Below are 17,295 nucleotides of genomic sequence, written 5' to 3' on the forward strand. Positions count from 1 at the left end.
GTCCGGTAACCGCGGGTAGTGCTCCCTGATTCGTCAGCAATTTATATACTTAATGAAGTGGTTAACGACTAGCATCGTTGCAATCAAGGTGGTACCGCGCTTAGGCGTCCTTGAAATTGCGGCGGTGCTATTTATATCTTTATGGAGCTGGTGCGGCCATCACGGTGGGCGCACAAAAGATTCGCGGTACATCAGTGCAGCGGTCAGCTCAAACAAACAGGAGGAAGCAACAAGATGAAGCAAATGAGTAGCGCAGAAGTGCGCCAAAAGTTTCTCGATTTCTTTAAAAGTAAGGGCCATTACGTTGAACCAAGCGCGAGCCTGATTCCTAAGGACGACCCGACCCTGCTGTGGATCAACTCCGGGGTTGCGACCCTCAAGAAGTATTTTGACGGTAGTGTTATTCCTGAAAATCCGCGGATCACGAACGCCCAGAAGTCGATCCGGACGAATGATATTGAGAACGTTGGTAAGACTGCCCGGCACCACACCTTCTTCGAAATGCTTGGTAACTTCTCCGTTGGCGATTACTTCAAGAAGGAAGTTATCCCGTGGGCGTGGGAATTATTGACGTCTGACGAATGGTTCGGCATGGACCCAGAAAAGCTGTACATCACCGTTTACCCCAAGGACAAGGAATCCAAGGAACTCTGGGAAAAGACCGGGGTTAAGCCCGACCACATCTACGAAGCTGAGGACAACTTCTGGGATATTGGTGGCGGCCCCTGTGGCCCTGACTCCGAAATTTTCTACGACCGTGGCCAGGAAATGAACAACTTGCCAGAAGACGACCCTGAAAGCTATCCTGGTGGCGAAAACGAACGCTATCTCGAAATCTGGAACATCGTGTTCTCCCAGTTCAACCACTTGCCAGACGGCCGTATCGTTGACCAGCCCCACAAGAACATTGATACCGGGATGGGCCTCGAACGGGTCGTTTCCGTAATGCAGAACACGCCAACGAACTTCGAGACTGACCTCTTTATGCCGATCATCAAGGCGACGGAGAAGCTCTCCGCCGGTAAGAAGTACGGTGTGAACAAGGAAGACGATGTTTCCTTCAAAATCGTTGCGGACCACGCCCGGACGGTTACTTTTGCCATCGGTGATGGTGCCTTACCAAGCAACGAAGGCCGTGGTTACGTTTTGCGGCGTTTGATTCGGCGGGCCGTTGTTAACGGCAAGAAGCTTGGTATCGACCAGGACTTCCTCTACACGCTGGTCCCAGTTGTCGGTAAGATCATGGAATCTTACTACCCTGAAGTCCTCGAAAATAAGGATTACATTCAGAAGGTCATCGAATCTGAAGAGGCCCGTTTCCGCCAGAGTCTTGACGGCGGGATGAATAAACTCGATGCGGTCATGGCCCAAGTTAAGGAAGATGGCGGCAAGCAGATTGATGGTAGTGATGCCTTCCTGCTCTTTGATACGTATGGCTTCCCAGTTGAAATGACCAACGAAATCGCTGAAGATGCCGGTCTCACCGTCGACATGGACGGCTTCAAGGCCAACATGGAGCAGCAACGGGCCCGCGCCCGTGCCGCCCGCGGTAACGCGCAGTCCATGGGTAACCAGGATACGACCTTGATGGACATCAAGACCGATTCCAAGTTTACTGGTTGGACCAGCATGGCTGAAGATGGTGCGGTACTCACCGACCTGATCCAGAATGATGCGACGGTTGACAGTGCGAGCGCCGGCACCGCCTTGGCTGTCTTTGAGAAGACACCATTTTATGCCGAGATGGGTGGTCAGGTTGCTGACCACGGGACTGTTAAGGATGAAAAGGGCAAGGTCGTTGCTACCGTTACCGACGTGCAGCACGCACCAAACGGTCAGAACCTGCACACCTTGCAGCTCAGTGCCCCAATCAAGAAGGGCGCTAAGTACAGTCTGACGGTTGATGCCCAGCGGCGGCACAAGGTTTCACTTAACCACACCGCGACCCACCTTTTGGACCAGTCCCTGCGGAATGTTCTTGGCGAACACACGCACCAGGCGGGTTCACTGGTTGAGCCGAACTACTTGCGCTTTGACTTCACTAACTTTGGTCAGGTAACCGATGAGCAGTTGCACCAGGTTGAACGAATGGTCAACGAGCAGATTTGGAAGGCATTGCCAATCACGGCCATCGAAACCGACATCGAGAGCGCCAAGAAGCTGGGCGCGATTGCCGTGTTTGGCGACAAGTACGGTGACGTGGTCCGGGTCGTTTCAATCGGTGACTTTAACAAGGAATTTGATGGCGGGACCCACCCAAGTAACACCAGCGAGCTCGGCCTGTTCAAAATCACGAGTGAGAGCGGCATCGGTGCCGGCACCCGTCGGATCGAAGCCGTGACCTCTAAGGAAGCCTTCGAATACCTGTCCGCACAGGCCGATGAGCTGCACAAGACTGCGGGCGAACTCAAGGTGGCCAAGGTTGAGGAAACACCTGCGAAGGCCAAGAGCCTGCAGCAAGAGCTTCGTGACGCCCAGAAGCAAATCGCAGCTCTGCAGAGCAAAATTGCTAGTCAGGCCGCTGCCAGCATCTTCGACAGTGCCGAGAAGGCTGGTGAGTACACACTGATTGCCAAGTCGGTTCAGGTTGCGGGGATGAATGAACTGCGCCAGCTGGCTGACCAGTGGAAGGCTAAGGGTTCTTCCGACGTATTGGTTTTGGCCACAACCGTCTGCGAGAAGGTCAACCTGCTTGTTGCTGCCAGCAAGGATGCCATTAGCAAGGGCATCAAGGCCGGCGACCTGATCAAGGCTATTGCGCCCGCAATTGGAGGCGGCGGTGGTGGTCGGCCCGACATGGCGCAGGCCGGTGGTAAAAAGCCAGCCGGTATTAGTCAGGCACTTCAGCTTGCGAAGGAAACCCTAGAAAACGCTTAACAAATGTTTGTACTTTATTTAACTATCAAGTAAAATGAAGTAGAGTTCTAAAGAATAGAGGTGTGGAGCATGAGTTCATTAGACGAGACAGTCCACTTTGATTTCCGTGACAATGATCCCAAGAACGTGCGTGAAACCTTGGAAACAGTTTACGCAGCGCTTGAAGAGAAGGGCTATGATCCAATTAACCAGATCGTGGGTTACCTGCTTTCTGGGGATCCAGCTTATATTCCGCGTTATAATGATGCGCGGAACATTATTCGGAAGCACGAACGAGATGAGATTATCGAGGAACTCGTTCGCAACTACCTCGGTAAAGAGAAACAATGACGCGCCTCATGGGGCTAGACGTTGGTTCTAAAACCATTGGGGTCGCGATTTCCGATCCACTGGGGTGGACAGCCCAGAGTCTTGAGATTATTCCGATTGATGAAGAAGCTGGTAACTTCGGCATGAGTCGGCTCAAGAAGCTGGTCCCCGCCCAAGATGTCGCCGGTTTTGTTCTCGGCTTGCCGAAGAACATGAATAATTCCGCCGGTCCCAGGGTAGCCAAGACGAAGGCATTTGCGGCCCGCCTGGAAAAGAAGTTTGGCTTGCCCATCGATTTTCAAGATGAGCGCCTCACAACCGTTTCAGCATACCGCGTATTAATTGACGACGCAGATGTGTCGCGGCGCAAGCAAAAACAAGCGATCGATAAGCTTGCCGCCCAGTTCATTCTGCAAAACTATCTAGACGCACACGGTCCGTTGACTGCGTTGCAAAAGGAGGACAACAATGGCTGATAACGACGAAAACATTCGCCCTGGCGATGACGACCAACAGATTACGCTGATTGACGACAAGGGCAATGAAGAATTGTACAACGTGCTCTTCACCTTTGATTCTGAAGATTATGGCAAGTCGTACGTATTGCTTTACCCAGAGGGCGCGGATGAAGAAGGCGACGAGGTCCAAATCGAAGCCTTTTCCTTCACCCCAAACGAGAAGGGGGACGCATCTTCCGGCGATCTCTTCCCAATTGAAGACGATGATGAATGGTCCATGGTTGAGGAAGTTCTGAACACCTTCTTGGCCGATGAGGACGAAAACTAGAGAGTGGCCCCCAATGCGGTTAACTCCTGAGCATTAGCAGAAAAGTGCACCTAGTCCCGAATTTTGGGAGTGGGTGCGCTTTTCAGTTAAGCGGAAGGAGTTGCATTGGGGGCCACGTTTGTATGCTAGGAGAGTCGGCGGCTTGCCGCATACTCTCCTACATCCGTAGCGTAGCGAAGGTGGCCGACTCCTCACCATAACTATTAACGGTCAGGAGTCGGCCGGCAGTAATGATCGCCGGTAAATTCGAAGCTGCTTATTGCGACCGAGCGCCTTTTTTGTGTCCAGAAATAATTTTGGAAAAAAACTTCCGAAAAGTTTCTGCACTTGATGCACGTCAAGGCTGCCTGCCACTTTTAGCCTTATTCTTGAACCATCAAGAAGGCAAACGGAGGTAGTTATCATGAGTACGAGCAGCAGCATGAGTAAAGAAGTTACGAAGTTGAATCTGTGGTACAGCCAGAATCCAGGTAAAACATCCGCGGTGCTAGCCGTACTAATTGTTATCAGTTTTGGTTTAGATTTATTGCACCTCGGGACGGTGGGGCCGGTCATCATGTACATCGCCGGTGTGTTTGGGACCATCCCGATTGCGATTCGCGCCTGGAGCGCCCTGAAGATGAAGACCATCAGTATCGAACTTCTGGTCACCATCGCCTGCATTGGCGCCTTAGGAATCGGTGAACCAGAAGAAGCCGCAATCGTTACTTTCCTCTTCCTATTCGGGAACGTCCTGGAAGCACGGACGCTCGCCAAGACACGGTCTGCAGTTAAGGACCTGACGGCGATGGCCCCCGAACAGGCGGATGTCGTTCAGGAAGATGGAACGATCGTTGCGACCGATATTGACGACATTGACGAAGGCGACCAAGTGCTGGTCCGCCCTGGTGGTCAAATCCCAGTTGACGGCAAGGTGTTGAAAGGTTCCGGCAGCGCAATTGAGTCCATGATCACTGGTGAAGCTAAGCCGGTCGAGAAGGAAGTTGGCGATGATGTGTACGCCGGGTCGACACTTGATTCCGGGGCGCTCACTGTTGAAACCAGTGCCGCTGGTGAGGATAGTACTTTTGGCCAGATCATCGACCTGGTTGAAAACGCCCAGGACGCACAGGCACCAGTTGCCCGCTTTATTGACAAGTTTGCGACGTATTACACGCCCGCAGTACTGGTGATTGCACTGCTCGTTCTCATTGTGAGTCGGAATATTTCTTTGGCGATCACGATGCTCGTTCTGGGTTGCCCTGGGGCCCTCGTTATTGGGGCGCCAGTCGCCAACGTAGCTGGGATTGGCCGCTCCGCGAGCAACGGAATCCTCTTTAAAGGTGGCAACGCTGTGGCTGCTTTAGCTGGTGCCGACACCTTAATGATGGATAAGACCGGGACCATTACCACCGGCAAAATGAACGTTAACGAAACTAAGACCTTCACGACTGATACTGATCAGGCTTTTGCGGAACTCGCCGCAATTGAAGCTGATTCCAGTCACCCACTTGCTAACGCAATCGTTGCGGAGAGCAAGAAGCGCGGCATTGAACTGAACGCAGCTCCCGAAATGACCACGATCAAGGGCCGCGGGCTGGTGAATGCTGACGAAACGATTCTCGCAGGTAATCCGCAGCTCATGGCTGACAATGGTGTTGTGCTGCCAGCTGCCGTCCAGGAAGCTGTGACCGCAGCACAAAATGCAGGGAACTCAGTTGTCCTTTACGCAAAAGATGGGACGGTCCAGCTCATGGTTGCAGTTGGGGACCACGTTCGGCCTGGTGCCGCTGCTGGTCTTACTGATTTGAAGAAGCACGGCATCAAGCGAATTGTAATGCTGACGGGGGACAATCAAGCCGCTGCCGCGCAAATTGCATCCGGCCTGCCAATTGACGAAGTGCGCGCCGAATTGCTGCCGCAAGACAAATTGACCATTGTTAAGGAAGCTCAGGACAAGGGTGCTAAGGTCGCGTTTGTCGGTGATGGTATCAATGACGCACCGGCGCTGGCAACAGCTGATGTTGGGGTCGGCATGGGCGGTGGCACCGCCGTTGCGCTCGACACTGCCGATGTGGTTCTCGTCAAGGCGGATTTTGACACGCTTGCAAGCGCCGTTCGCACCGCGAAGGGTACGACCCGCGTTACCACGCAGAATATTGTCATCGCGGTCGGCACCGTCGTTCTGCTCTTACTGGGCTTACTTGTCGGAATCGTGCAAATGGGTAGTGGGATGTTCGTTCACGAAGCTTCGATCCTGCTCGTAATTGCCAACGCTCTGCGGCTGCTCCGGAACAAATAAAAAAGTTTACCGACTTGATTTAGGTCAAGGACGGCTGGTCGAGTTGGCACTAAACTTGTCGTAACAAAATTATTGATGGAGGTAAATAATTATGAAACAAGCAATTATGAAGTTAGACGGTCTGACCTGCCCATCTTGCATGCAGAAAATTGAACACGCAGTCTATGGTGTCAATGGTGTTCAGGACGTAAAGGTTTTGTTCAACGCAGCAAAGCTTAAGACCCACTTCGATTCAGCCGCGACCAGCGCTGACGACCTGGCGAACGTGGTTCAGGAACTGGGTTACACCGTTAAGAGCATCAAGGTTAAGGATTAATTTAGTAAGCAGACCGGCAACCACGGCTAACGAAGGGGGAGTTTTCAAAATGACATTTTCAGACGACATCAAGCAGCAGTACGCAGCAGAAGTTAAGCAATCCGATCACGACCACCACAACCCAACGGCGGGGGCGATGACCAACCACATTATCAGTAACCATGTGGTCATGACCAACCGCTTGCGGCAGGCAGAGTGGTTCGTTAAGGGTCCGGAAGCTAAGCAGCTCGCAACCAACTTCAAGGAAACTGGGCTGGCTAACAATGAATGGATCGACCGAATCGCCCAGGACCTCTTGGACGAGGGCGAGATTCCCGCAAACATCGCCAGTGAGTACGCTGAATGGAACATGTTGGAAGAGCATGGCGAATGCAAATACCTCGACGCTGCCGGTTTGATTGACGGGATCGTGCACGACTTCAACACCGACAACCTCTTTGTGACGAGGGCCATCAAACTTGCCGAGCGTGAAGACCGGCCCGCATTAGCAGCCGAGCTGGTTGCCCTCCTTGGTTTTAACAACCGCCAGATCCGTGAGTATCAAGCGCTGCTAGGCAACACCGCTCGCGTTGGTTTGGACGAAGAAGACGATGACGAGGATGACTGACACAGAGCGGAGACCCGCGGTTAAAAGCTGAGGATTAACGTACTTAGGGTAAATACCGGGTCATAGGTATTTTCCCTAAGTGGGTTAACCGCAAGCTTTTGCGGGTCGTAGCTCGACTACAACACAGAGCGGAGCAGGCTTCTGCCCTGCGCAGCTCGACTACAATCCAGAGCGCCGACCCGCTCACTAATAAGCGTTAACCAAGTACCTTAAAGCCAATGCCTGCAACCGGCATTGGCTTTGGTGCGTCACCACTGCAGCGAATTGGTGTAGTTGGCGCTATAATTAAACTATGAGGTAACTGAAAGGGGGATGCAGACCGTGGATATCAAAGAGGCCGAAGAATGTGTGCGGCTCGTGTCGATTTTTTCCGGGATGGATGATTCCGTTGTGCACGAAATCGCGGGATTGGTAAGAGACAGGGATTATGATGCGGGTGAGTACTTGTTCAGCGCTGGTGATAGTGCCGAGCGGCTGTTCATTATTTCACAGGGGCAGGTGAAGGTCAGCTCTGATTCAGCCAGTGGCCGGGAACAGATGCTGCGATTGCTGACCCCTGGTGATTTTGACGGCGAATCCGTACTGTTTAGCAGCGGTGATTACAGCACGACGGCCATTGCCCTAACTCAGGTCCAGGCGTGCACGATCAGCCGCGATGATTTTCAGCACCTGCTGAACAGTCAGCCGGCGCTTGCCCGCAACGTGCTCAATGCACTGGGACAACGGGTCGTTGCACTTGAGGCCCAAGCAGCGGCCGTCACGACCAGTAGCGTGGGTGAGCGACTCGCCAGCTACTTGGTCGAAACAGCCGCAACACTTGGGAGTAAGGATTTTGCCTTGCCACTGCGGAAAAAAGATTTGGCTGCCTACCTGGGGACTAGCCCCGAGACGGTCAGTCGGCGCTTGCGGACCTTCGAAGATGGGGGTTACATCAGTCAGCATGGTCGCGGTAGAATTCAATTACTTGATGGCGATGGCTTGTTACTCGCGGCAGAAAATTAAGTGCGATTATGGGGCGCTCATCTACATTGATGAGCGCTTTTTTGGTGTTAGCAAGCTCCGAAAAGCCCGCCATCACTGGAAACTAGCGGCGCTCATGATTTAATGATAAAATTAAAAGCAAAACCAATGAGGAGGCGGGGACATGACTGAAGAAAAGCGGCGTTACAAGGCCAATATCGGTGGTAAGAACTACACTTTGATCGGCCGGGGCAGCACGGCGAAGTTTGCCGCTGCAACGCAAATCGTCAACGACCAGTTGGACCAGATTAAACGTCTTGCGCCCAAAATCAGTACGGAGGACGCGGCGGTGCTACTTGCATTCAATGCCATTGCTGAGCAGGTTGGGGCTGAAGCCCAGCGTGCTGAGACCAGTACCGAGTCCTAATTCGGGAGAAACGAATGTTAACAATTATTGTTCTTTTGTTCCTTGCGTACAGTTTTTACGCCGGTGCCCGGCGCGGAGTTGCACTGCAGGGTGTGTACACGATCGGATACTTAGTGAGTTTTATTATTGCTCGGCTGAGCGCCAAAGCTCTTAGTCCCGCGCTGGAGTTGTGGGTGCCATACCCATCGGCGACGCCAAGCAGTAAATTTGTATTTTTCGCTAGCAACCTTGATTTCCGCCTCGACTCGGCGTTCTATTACGGGGTGTCTTTTATCTTCGTTCTGGCCGTTTGCTGGTGTATTGTGCGGATCATCGGACTGGCAGCCGGGGATTTAGAATATTTCCACATTGAGGATGAACGCCTCAACAAGTTGGCTGGCGGTTTTCTTAACTTTCTGTGCGCTTATGTTTTCGTATTCCTGCTTCTTTACTTGCTGGCACTCGTGCCGGTCAACGGGCTGCAGGACTTCCTGGGGCACTCACCGATTGCAGTGCTCATGGTTCGGTACACCCCAATTCTTTCCCACCTGATTTCAAACTGGTGGATTGTTAGTCAATAACGTTAATTGCAGCAAACAAAATGCTGCCAGGGACTGGATGTCGTTTCTAGTCCCTGTTTTGATAGTTAGGAGAAAAAATGTACAAAAAGATTCTAAATACACTTGAGTTCGGCCGCATCCGTGAGGGTCTGCAGCACCACACGGTCACCGCGAAGGGGAAGGACATGGCTGCCCGCTTGGTGCCAAGATCCAAGCCGGACAAGGTCCAGGAGATGCTGGATGAAACAGCCGATGGGGCCAAAATCCTGCGTTTGCGCGGTGGAATTCCCATCCCTTCACTGCCCGACATTAGTCAGAGCCTGAAACGTGTCCGCATTGGTGGGGTGCTTAACGGCACGGAACTGGCCGGCATCAGTCGGGTTTTGCAGACGGTCAGCACTGTGGTTGATTTCATGACCGACATTCAGGAAACCATTGAGCTCAAGCGACTCTATGAACTGAAGGATGAATTGACCTCGCTGCCGGCCCTAGAACGCCGACTCAAGCGCTCGATTGATGATGATGGTACGGTTACCGATGAGGCCAGCAGTCAGCTCGGTGCCATCCGGGCGCAGGTGAAGGCCATTGAGAATCAGATCCGCGAAAAGATGGAGAGCTTTACGCGCGGTAATAGTGCGAAGTACTTGAGTGACCCCATCGTCACGATTCGCGATGATCGTTACGTGATCCCGGTCCGTTCTGATAGCAAGAACCGCTTCGGCGGGGTCGTGCACGACCAGTCAGCTTCCGGGCAGACGCTCTTTATTGAACCCGAAGCCATCGTCAACCTGAACAATCGACTCCGCGAGGCCCAGTTGCGTGAAACGCAGGAAGTTGCGCGGATTCTGGCGGAACTGTCCGCAGAAATCACCCCAGATATCGACTCCTTATTCGACAATGCGCGCGTGCTCGGGTACTTTGACTTCATCAACGCGAAGGCAAAGTACGCGCTCGACATCAAGGGCAGCGAGCCCACCATCAATCCCGACAATGTGGTGAACCTCCGTCAGGCGCGGCACCCGCTGCTGGATCCGCAGAAGGTCGTTGCCAACGACATCAAGCTCGGCGGTGACTACCAGGCCATCGTCATTACCGGTCCTAACACCGGTGGTAAAACCATCACCCTCAAAACCTTGGGGCTGGTACAGGTGATGGCTCAGGCCGGTCTGTTTATTCCCGCAGGTGAGGGCAGCGAGGTTGCTGTTTTCAGCAACATTTTTGCTGATATCGGGGATGAGCAGTCCATTGAACAGAACTTATCCACATTTTCAGCGCACATGTCCAACATCATCTCAATTCTCGATCGAATTGATGACCGCAGCCTGGCCCTGTTTGATGAGCTAGGCGCCGGGACTGACCCCCAAGAAGGGGCCGCCCTCGCGATTTCCATTTTGGACGCGGTTGGTGAAGTGGGCGCAGATGTTGTGGCCACGACCCACTATCCAGAGCTCAAACTCTACGGCTACAACACACCGAAGACGATCAACGCCTCCATGGCTTTTGATGTCGATACCCTGCAGCCAACATACCAGTTGTTGATTGGGGTCCCTGGACGTAGTAACGCTTTTGACATTGCTAGTCGGCTTGGGTTGTCAGATACCATCGTTGACCGGGCCAAGCTACTTATTAGCAGTGATTCCCACGAGCTGAACGACATGATCTCAGACCTGGAGAAGGAGCGCCAGGCCGCTGCGATGACCGACTCTAACTTGCAGGCTAAGCTGGACGAAACCACCCGTTTGCACAGCGAATTGAAGAAGAGTTACGACGAACTGAACGCGCGGCGCGACAAGGAGGTCAAGGACGCCAAGGCGCGTGCGAACGCAATCGTTTTGAACGCCCAGACCGAGGCCGACAAAATCATCAAGGAACTGCGGAAACTCCAGCAGGAAGCCCCTAAGGCCATCAAGGATGACAAGCTGATTGACGCCAAAACGCGGCTGAACAAACTGCACGAGGACGAGCAGCCGGTGATCAAAAACAAGGTGCTGCGCCGCGCCAAGAACCAGGCGGCGCTCCACGTTGGCGATACGGTCAAAGTATTGCAGTACGGTCAGACCGGGACGATTGTCAAAAAGCTGGATAATAAGCAGTGGCAAGTGCAAGTCGGAATCATGAAACTTGCGGTTAAGGACAATGGTCTTGAAAAGGTCAAGCCGGAGCCACAGTCACCAAAACGGCGGATTGCCGCAACTGTTAAGGGTGCTGGTGGGATTGCTGATGGTCCGGGAACCACGTTCGACTTGCGTGGTGAACGCTACAACGAGGCGATGACCGATCTGGACAACTACATCGACGCTGCGCTGCTGGCCAATTACCCAACCGTCACCATCATCCACGGTCTAGGGACAGGGGCCATCCGCAAGGGGGTCACCGAGTACCTGAAGCGTAGCCGCAACGTTGCGAAGTTCGGCTACGCACCGGCCAATGCTGGTGGTTCCGGAGCCACGATTGTTACTTTCAAATAGTTAGGCTTTACTTTTGGGACGGGTTATCATATAATACTTACTAAAGGTAAGAAAAGCTGTCACAAACAATGGAGGAATTTTCATGGTTAAAGTAGTTACTGATAATGATTTTGCCGCAGAAACTGATACTGGTGTTGTCCTCACTGACTTCTGGGCAACTTGGTGTGGCCCTTGTCGCATGCAGAGTCCTGTTGTCGAGAAGCTTGAAGAGACTATGAAGGACGTCAAGTTCACCAAGATGGACGTTGACGCTAACCCAGACACTCCGCGCGATTTCGGTATCCAGGCAATCCCAACTTTGCTCGTCAAGAAGGACGGCAAGCCAGTTGAGCAGATCGTTGGTTACCACACGAAGGACCAGCTGGAAGAGATTCTGAACAAGTACACCGCTTAATTAAATCGAATAACTAACTGGGGGGAGTCGGCACATCACGTGCTGGCTCCCCTTTATGTTGTTACTGATGTGGGTTGAAGCCGCCCGGGCGGTGGGGGTAGCTACTCCCGCACTTCGCTTCGCTACGATGTCCGGAGTTCTAATTGCTAAAGCACTAAGAACTTCCGGCTCCGCCACGGGGCAGCATTCCTTCGCTATCTAGCTACCCCGACCGCCCTACACTCGATATTTGAAAGCTACAACGGCCTGGCCGGTATCATGGTGGGTTCAATTATTATGTATTGTAATTTGCAAAAGATTTAAAAGCGTTAACGTTACGAAGTTTGGAAGTTATTGCTTGGGTAATAATTTGTCCAGAAACAAGACTACGGAACAATTAGTTTGCGGAGGATTTCATCCAAAAGTGCAGTAACGACTGTGTAGGGCTGGACGTGTCTCTTCCAGAACGGAGCTGGCGGGAGTGACCATGCTGAAACGATAATTACTAGTCTAGCCAGTTTGGCTAGGCTAGTAATTATCGGGGTGAGTGGAGAGACCGCAAGAAAGATATGTCCTCAAACTGTTAGTTTACCGTGGCCCGAATGGCGACACGGCGGGCTCGGAGCTCAGCGGAAGACTTGGCGAACTGTGCCAAGTCTGCAACGACCCCAGCATGCCTGCCTGTCTGTCACTGCCGCCAGCGTAGTGGGAGGAAGAGGCACGTCCAGCCCGGCATTTCCATCGCCCCCAGCAGCCACAATAAAAGCGCCCGCCATGGAAATGACGGACGCTCTGCGTGCAGATGGTTTAACCGCGGTCGCGGCGGGTTGCTGAGATAATTGTTTGTTCTTCACTTGGATCAATGCTGACGATGAAATCAACGGTTCCCGCGTGCCGGTCAACCTTGCTGGCCGCCTCGGTGGTCATCCCGAGAACCTGTTGGATCAGTTGGGCGAGCAAGCCTGCCTCGAATTGGAAATCGGCATCCTTGAAGTTCTTGATGCGCGTCGTAACTGGCGTGCCGCTCAGGGTGTAATTACGGAGCTTGGTCTTGATTTTGCCGATTTGCAGGGTGCCCAGGCCTAGAGCGGCGAACAATTCAGGAATCCGCTCATCGCCCACCGGGAGCTTGACGGCGAGGTCGCGGCCCGCAAAGTACATGATGCCAGAGGTGTTCTGCCCCAGTAATTGCGGGATCATCACGTCGCGGAGCATCATCTGCCCAAAGTAAGGTGTACTTTCTTCGGTGTTAATCAAGTTAGTATATTGTGCGTCAGCCATTTTGAGTCCTCCTAGATTTACCCCCTAAGTATACAAAACGCCGAGCGTAAAATCAGCATACCTCTGCACTTGATTTTATTTTGCAAGCGATTAACAATAGAGGTTCAGGAGTTTTTACGGAAAACGTGGGAAATTGTTCCCAAAATGCACTTGCTGTTCCCGGCCTTTATTAGCTGGGTACATAGAAAAGGAGACTGCTCATGAACGCTGCACCAATTGGATTCATTGACTCGGGGGTTGGCGGCTTGACCGTTGTGCGTGAAGCGTTGCGGCAGCTGCCCCACGAGAACATCATTTTTCTTGGCGATCAGGCCCGATTACCTTATGGACCCCGGCCAGCAAGCCAGGTCCGTGAGTTTACGTGGCAGATGACCAACTTTTTGCGCCGGCGGGGAATCAAAATGCTTGTGATTGCCTGTAACACAGCCACCGCGGCGGCTTTACCTGATTTACGGGGAAAGCTCGATATTCCGGTTGTCGGCGTCATCGTTCCTGGTTCGCGGGCCGCGGTCAAGGCGACTCATAGTGAGCGGATCGGCGTGATTGCCACCGAAGGAACCGTGGCTAGTGGCGCATACGAAGATGCAATTCACGCCCGGAACGAAGACATCACGGTCGAAAGCTTAGCGGCACCGAAGTTTGTGCCCGTTGTCGAAAGCAACGAATATCAAGACCCGATTGCGGAACGCATCGTTCGGGAGACGCTACAGCCGATGGTGGCCGCAAACGTGGACACCCTGGTGATGGGCTGCACGCACTACCCGTTGCTGCGGCCGTTCATCCAGAAGACGATGGGGCCAGACGTTAAGCTGATTGATTCCGGGGCGGAAACAGTTAGTGAAGTTTCCGTTCTGCTCGATTACTTTGACCTTGCGAACCCGGGACACAAGCAGGGCAGCCGGGAGTTCTTCACCACTGGTAACCCGAAGATGTTCGTTGACATTGCCGCCCAGTGGTTAGATATGGCAGATCTCACTGCCGAACACGTCGACATCACGAATGAGGCGCGGACATACGTTCCCGATTTTGCGCAAGCAGGTGAGACGGTCGTCGTTGCGTCAACCAACGCGGGCAAAATTGCCGAGATTCGCGAATTCTTCGCTGAGCGCGGGGTGCAAGTCAAGGGCTTGGCAGATTATCCGAACGTCAAACCAGTTGAGGAGACCGGCACTACTTTTGAAGAGAACGCCCGGTTGAAGGCTGACGGCTACAGTAAGCAGCTCGGCATTCCGGTGCTGGCTGATGATTCCGGCCTGATGGTTGATGCACTGGACGGCGCACCAGGAGTCTTCTCGGCACGCTATGCCGGCAGGGGGCATAACGATGCGGCTAATAATGCTAAGTTACTAGCCAATCTAGCTGACGTGCCCAAGGACCGGCGGCAGGCGGAGTTCCACACGACGCTCGTGCTTGCGCAACCAGACCGTCCCGATGCGGATATCGTTGTTAGCGGCGAGGTCAGGGGGGTCATCACCGCCTTGCCCCGGGGCGAGAATGGTTTCGGCTATGATCCATTCTTCTTCTTGCCGGAGCTGGGTAAGACAATGGCTGAACTGACTCAGGAGCAAAAGAATACGATCAGCCACCGGGGTCGCGCCTTGCGCGCACTCGGTGACGTGCTCAATTCACGGAGGTAATTATGCGGATTATTGCGGTTAGTGACACGCACGGCGATGAACTAGTGCTGAAGGAAATCGTGACGGAGTACCCGGATTGTGCGGCTTATTTTTATGCTGGCGACTCCGAATTGGCGGCGAACGATGCGGTGTTCAAGACTTACCAGGCAGTTGTCGGCAACATGGATTTTGACCAAAGCTTTCCCAAAACGCTCACGGCGGATGTGGCTGGCTTCCGGGTCTTCATGACGCACGGTCACTTTTACAACGTCCGGGTGACGCTGGATAAGCTCCTCGCCGCTGGGCAAAGTGCAGGGGCCCAGTTGATTATTTATGGGCATACGCACGTGGCTTTGGCGGAGGAGCACGCCGGGGTGGTCATCGTTAACCCCGGCAGCATCAGCCAACCCCGCGGGCCGCTGGCAAAATTGGGCGGCACCTTTGCCATCATCGACGTTGATGCTGAGCAAATCAAGGTGCAGTATGCAAGCCGAACGGGAATTCGGCCGGAGCTGACGCGGGTGTTTGACCGTTGATTGATTCAGAAAGTAAATTTTGTGGGAACCGGTGATTACCGGTTCTTTTTTTAACAATTTGCGCTAATATGAAACTAAATATTGCTAGTCTGATGATTAAGAAGCCGGTGGGACTTTGGCAGCGGCTTTTGGGGAGGATTGCTGATGATTAGACCAATCAGCCTTGAGGAAGTGCAGAGCCTGTTGCAGCACTACTCTAAACGGGATCGAATGTATTTAGACATCAATCAGTACAGCGCGGATCTGCGCGGTTTGTTTGTGCACGACAAGTTAGTTGCGGCGTGGACCAGCTGGCAGGTGCCCCTGCACCCATACTTACTCGCGTTTGCCGTGGTCAGCGCGAGCTATATCTCTGACTTCACGCTGGTCGGTCCGGAAATTATTGGCGACCTGATGCAGGCGGCGCGTCAGTATCGGGGGTTGGTGTTTGCAGATTACAACCCGCAAACAGAGTTTATGGACTGGCTCGTGAAGCAGGGCTTTAGTAACGCTCGCTGCCGCGTCAGCACCAGTTTGAACCTGAAACAGTTACCGCTCGCCGTACCCGGGGCGTTGACCCGGGGCCAGCTGCTTACTGGGACCGAGTTGCAGGCGGATGCTAAGCTGAGCGTTGATTTTGTCCGACTGACTTGGCAACAGTTCGCATACACCAGGCGGGACAACCCCGTGATTGCTTTTGACCCCGACACGTGGACCGAATTGGCTCTTAGGGGCTGGGAACAGGCAGCCCCAGTGGTGATTGTTGATGACGGTGCCGTGCAGGCATACGTTTTGCTGCGGCGGGACCAGCAAGGTGAACTTACACTGAGCTGGGCGTGGGCGACAGATGTGCACTACATGCGCGAACTGTTGCCGCATGTTCTGCAATATGCACAGGAGCACACACAAGTGCTGCACGCGCAATTTTCATCGACCGATGTTTATGAACGGTTCGTCCACAACTCATACCCGTTTAAGGACGTCCCGGAACTAGCAATTTACGTGCGGATGAATGTTGCGATTGGGGGCGGGCTGAATGCACATTAAAAAAATCGATTACGCCGATATTCAGGGACTACTGGCCTTTGCTCCAGAAACGATTCGCCGGCGCTTCACACCGCAACGGCCGGTGCGGGCACTGACCCATGGCGGGCAATTACTGGCGGTGTGGACGATGTGGCGTGAAGACAACCAACCCGGGATCTTGCAATTTGTGGGTTACCTGCGCCCAGGCAAGGATGTGGCGCTCCGTTATGGCCGCAAAATCATCGATAATTTGTGGGCAAAAGCCAAACCGAACGAATTACTCCTGGTTCGGGGGGCCGGGCAACATTCAGAATTCGTGGAGTGGTTGATTGAAAATGAACACTTCCGGGAAGTCGGCAGTCGGGCCGAGGCGGAGTTGGTCCTAAGTGACTGCACAATTGCTCCGAATCCGCTCAACGCTGGTCGGGTGCTGACCTTTAGTGAGTTGGCTGGGCGGCCGCGGTTGCGTGATGATTTTGCCGCCGCGGTGTTCTGGCGCCAGAATCAGCTCCACCATTTGCACCCGTCAGTGCTCAGTACCAGTGCGATGTGGGCCCAATTGGAGCCGCTGCAGCTGCACGATGCACCAGTAGCAATCGTTAAGCGCAGTACGATCACGGCGGTTGCGGTGCTCGCGCACGCGCCGCAAACTGGGGTCCAACTGCAATTGGTTGGCGGCGAAGAACCCGAGATTACGCAATTGCTGCCATTTGTATTGGCGTACGCCGCTAAGCACTACAGGGCGATTGATGTCACGATTAGTAATGAGGACCGGATCAGCCAGACACTACAACGACGCTTACCATTGGCCCCAACGCCAATCGTGTACGATTACGCGGCGATTCGGCCCGAACGCCTCAGCGCAAGTAAAGGTGAATGAAGAATTGAATGATGACCGTGCAATTGTGAAATTG

General features: G+C 53.4%; 17 protein-coding genes. 16 read left to right on the forward strand and 1 reads right to left on the reverse strand.

The genetic code is table 11. The features are described 5' to 3' along the window. Nucleotides 1–234 precede the first annotated feature (234 nt). From alaS to trxA, 12 genes are all read left to right on the forward strand, one after another. Complete coding sequence (alaS, locus tag GN107_RS03235; RefSeq protein WP_155286415.1) at nucleotides 235–2,877, forward strand: alanine--tRNA ligase; 2,643 nt, start codon at nucleotides 235–237, stop codon at nucleotides 2,875–2,877. Between the two features lie 69 nt (nucleotides 2,878–2,946). Beyond that, a complete protein-coding gene (locus GN107_RS03240) occupies nucleotides 2,947–3,207 on the forward strand; it encodes an IreB family regulatory phosphoprotein (RefSeq protein ID WP_155286416.1) in 261 nt (86 codons plus the stop codon). Continuing rightward, nucleotides 3,204–3,662, forward strand: a complete 459-nt coding sequence (gene ruvX / locus GN107_RS03245; protein WP_155286417.1) for a Holliday junction resolvase RuvX — start codon at nucleotides 3,204–3,206, stop codon at nucleotides 3,660–3,662. The genes GN107_RS03240 and ruvX overlap by 4 nt, the downstream gene beginning before the upstream one ends. Next, the gene (locus GN107_RS03250; protein WP_155286418.1) at nucleotides 3,655–3,972 is read left to right on the forward strand and encodes a DUF1292 domain-containing protein; all 318 of its coding nucleotides are present in this window, start codon (nucleotides 3,655–3,657) and stop codon (nucleotides 3,970–3,972) included. The genes ruvX and GN107_RS03250 overlap by 8 nt, the downstream gene beginning before the upstream one ends. 403 nt (nucleotides 3,973–4,375) lie before the next feature. Continuing rightward, on the forward strand, nucleotides 4,376–6,253 hold the full coding sequence (locus GN107_RS03255; RefSeq protein WP_230678545.1) for a heavy metal translocating P-type ATPase: 1,878 nt from the start codon (nucleotides 4,376–4,378) through the stop codon (nucleotides 6,251–6,253). A 91-nt stretch (nucleotides 6,254–6,344) separates the two neighbouring features. After that, entirely contained in the window at nucleotides 6,345–6,569 is a 225-nt protein-coding gene (locus GN107_RS03260; RefSeq protein ID WP_155286419.1) for a heavy-metal-associated domain-containing protein, read from the forward strand. A 49-nt stretch (nucleotides 6,570–6,618) separates the two neighbouring features. Then, nucleotides 6,619–7,176 carry a ferritin-like domain-containing protein gene (locus GN107_RS03265; protein ID WP_155286420.1) on the forward strand — a complete coding sequence of 186 codons (558 nt, stop codon included), beginning with the start codon at nucleotides 6,619–6,621 and terminating at the stop codon, nucleotides 7,174–7,176. A 321-nt stretch (nucleotides 7,177–7,497) separates the two neighbouring features. Beyond that, on the forward strand, nucleotides 7,498–8,178 hold the full coding sequence (locus GN107_RS03270) for a Crp/Fnr family transcriptional regulator (protein ID WP_196246234.1): 681 nt from the start codon (nucleotides 7,498–7,500) through the stop codon (nucleotides 8,176–8,178). A gap of 142 nt (nucleotides 8,179–8,320) precedes the next feature. Then, a complete protein-coding gene (gene zapA / locus GN107_RS03275; protein WP_155286422.1) occupies nucleotides 8,321–8,563 on the forward strand; it encodes a cell division protein ZapA in 243 nt (80 codons plus the stop codon). Between the two features lie 14 nt (nucleotides 8,564–8,577). Next, nucleotides 8,578–9,123 carry a CvpA family protein gene (locus GN107_RS03280; protein WP_155286423.1) on the forward strand — a complete coding sequence of 182 codons (546 nt, stop codon included), beginning with the start codon at nucleotides 8,578–8,580 and terminating at the stop codon, nucleotides 9,121–9,123. A gap of 77 nt (nucleotides 9,124–9,200) precedes the next feature. Then, on the forward strand, nucleotides 9,201–11,570 hold the full coding sequence (locus GN107_RS03285; protein WP_155286424.1) for an endonuclease MutS2: 2,370 nt from the start codon (nucleotides 9,201–9,203) through the stop codon (nucleotides 11,568–11,570). An 82-nt stretch (nucleotides 11,571–11,652) separates the two neighbouring features. Continuing rightward, on the forward strand, nucleotides 11,653–11,964 hold the full coding sequence (gene trxA, locus GN107_RS03290) for a thioredoxin (protein WP_155286425.1): 312 nt from the start codon (nucleotides 11,653–11,655) through the stop codon (nucleotides 11,962–11,964). Nucleotides 11,965–12,750: 786 nt separating this feature from the next. On the opposite strand, the gene GN107_RS03295 is transcribed toward trxA, so the two are convergent. Beyond that, a complete protein-coding gene (locus GN107_RS03295) occupies nucleotides 12,751–13,224 on the reverse strand; it encodes a DUF2507 domain-containing protein (RefSeq protein ID WP_155286426.1) in 474 nt (157 codons plus the stop codon). A 200-nt stretch (nucleotides 13,225–13,424) separates the two neighbouring features. On the opposite strand from GN107_RS03295, the gene racE reads away from it, so the two are divergent. From racE to GN107_RS03315, 4 genes are all read left to right on the forward strand, one after another. Next, nucleotides 13,425–14,861 (forward strand): glutamate racemase, encoded by a 1,437-nt coding sequence (gene racE / locus GN107_RS03300; protein WP_155286427.1) that lies wholly within the window; start codon nucleotides 13,425–13,427, stop codon nucleotides 14,859–14,861. Between the two features lie 2 nt (nucleotides 14,862–14,863). Beyond that, nucleotides 14,864–15,376, forward strand: a complete 513-nt coding sequence (locus tag GN107_RS03305; RefSeq protein WP_155286428.1) for a YfcE family phosphodiesterase — start codon at nucleotides 14,864–14,866, stop codon at nucleotides 15,374–15,376. 144 nt (nucleotides 15,377–15,520) lie between these two features. Continuing rightward, nucleotides 15,521–16,402 (forward strand): hypothetical protein, encoded by an 882-nt coding sequence (locus GN107_RS03310; RefSeq protein ID WP_155286429.1) that lies wholly within the window; start codon nucleotides 15,521–15,523, stop codon nucleotides 16,400–16,402. Next, entirely contained in the window at nucleotides 16,392–17,261 is an 870-nt protein-coding gene (locus GN107_RS03315) for a hypothetical protein (RefSeq protein WP_155286430.1), read from the forward strand. Before GN107_RS03310 ends, GN107_RS03315 begins: the two co-directional genes overlap by 11 nt. Nucleotides 17,262–17,295: the final 34 nt, after the last annotated feature.

The organism is Lacticaseibacillus zhaodongensis, assembly GCF_009687905.1.
In the GTDB taxonomy this organism is placed as follows: Bacteria; Bacillota; Bacilli; order Lactobacillales; family Lactobacillaceae; genus Lacticaseibacillus; species Lacticaseibacillus zhaodongensis.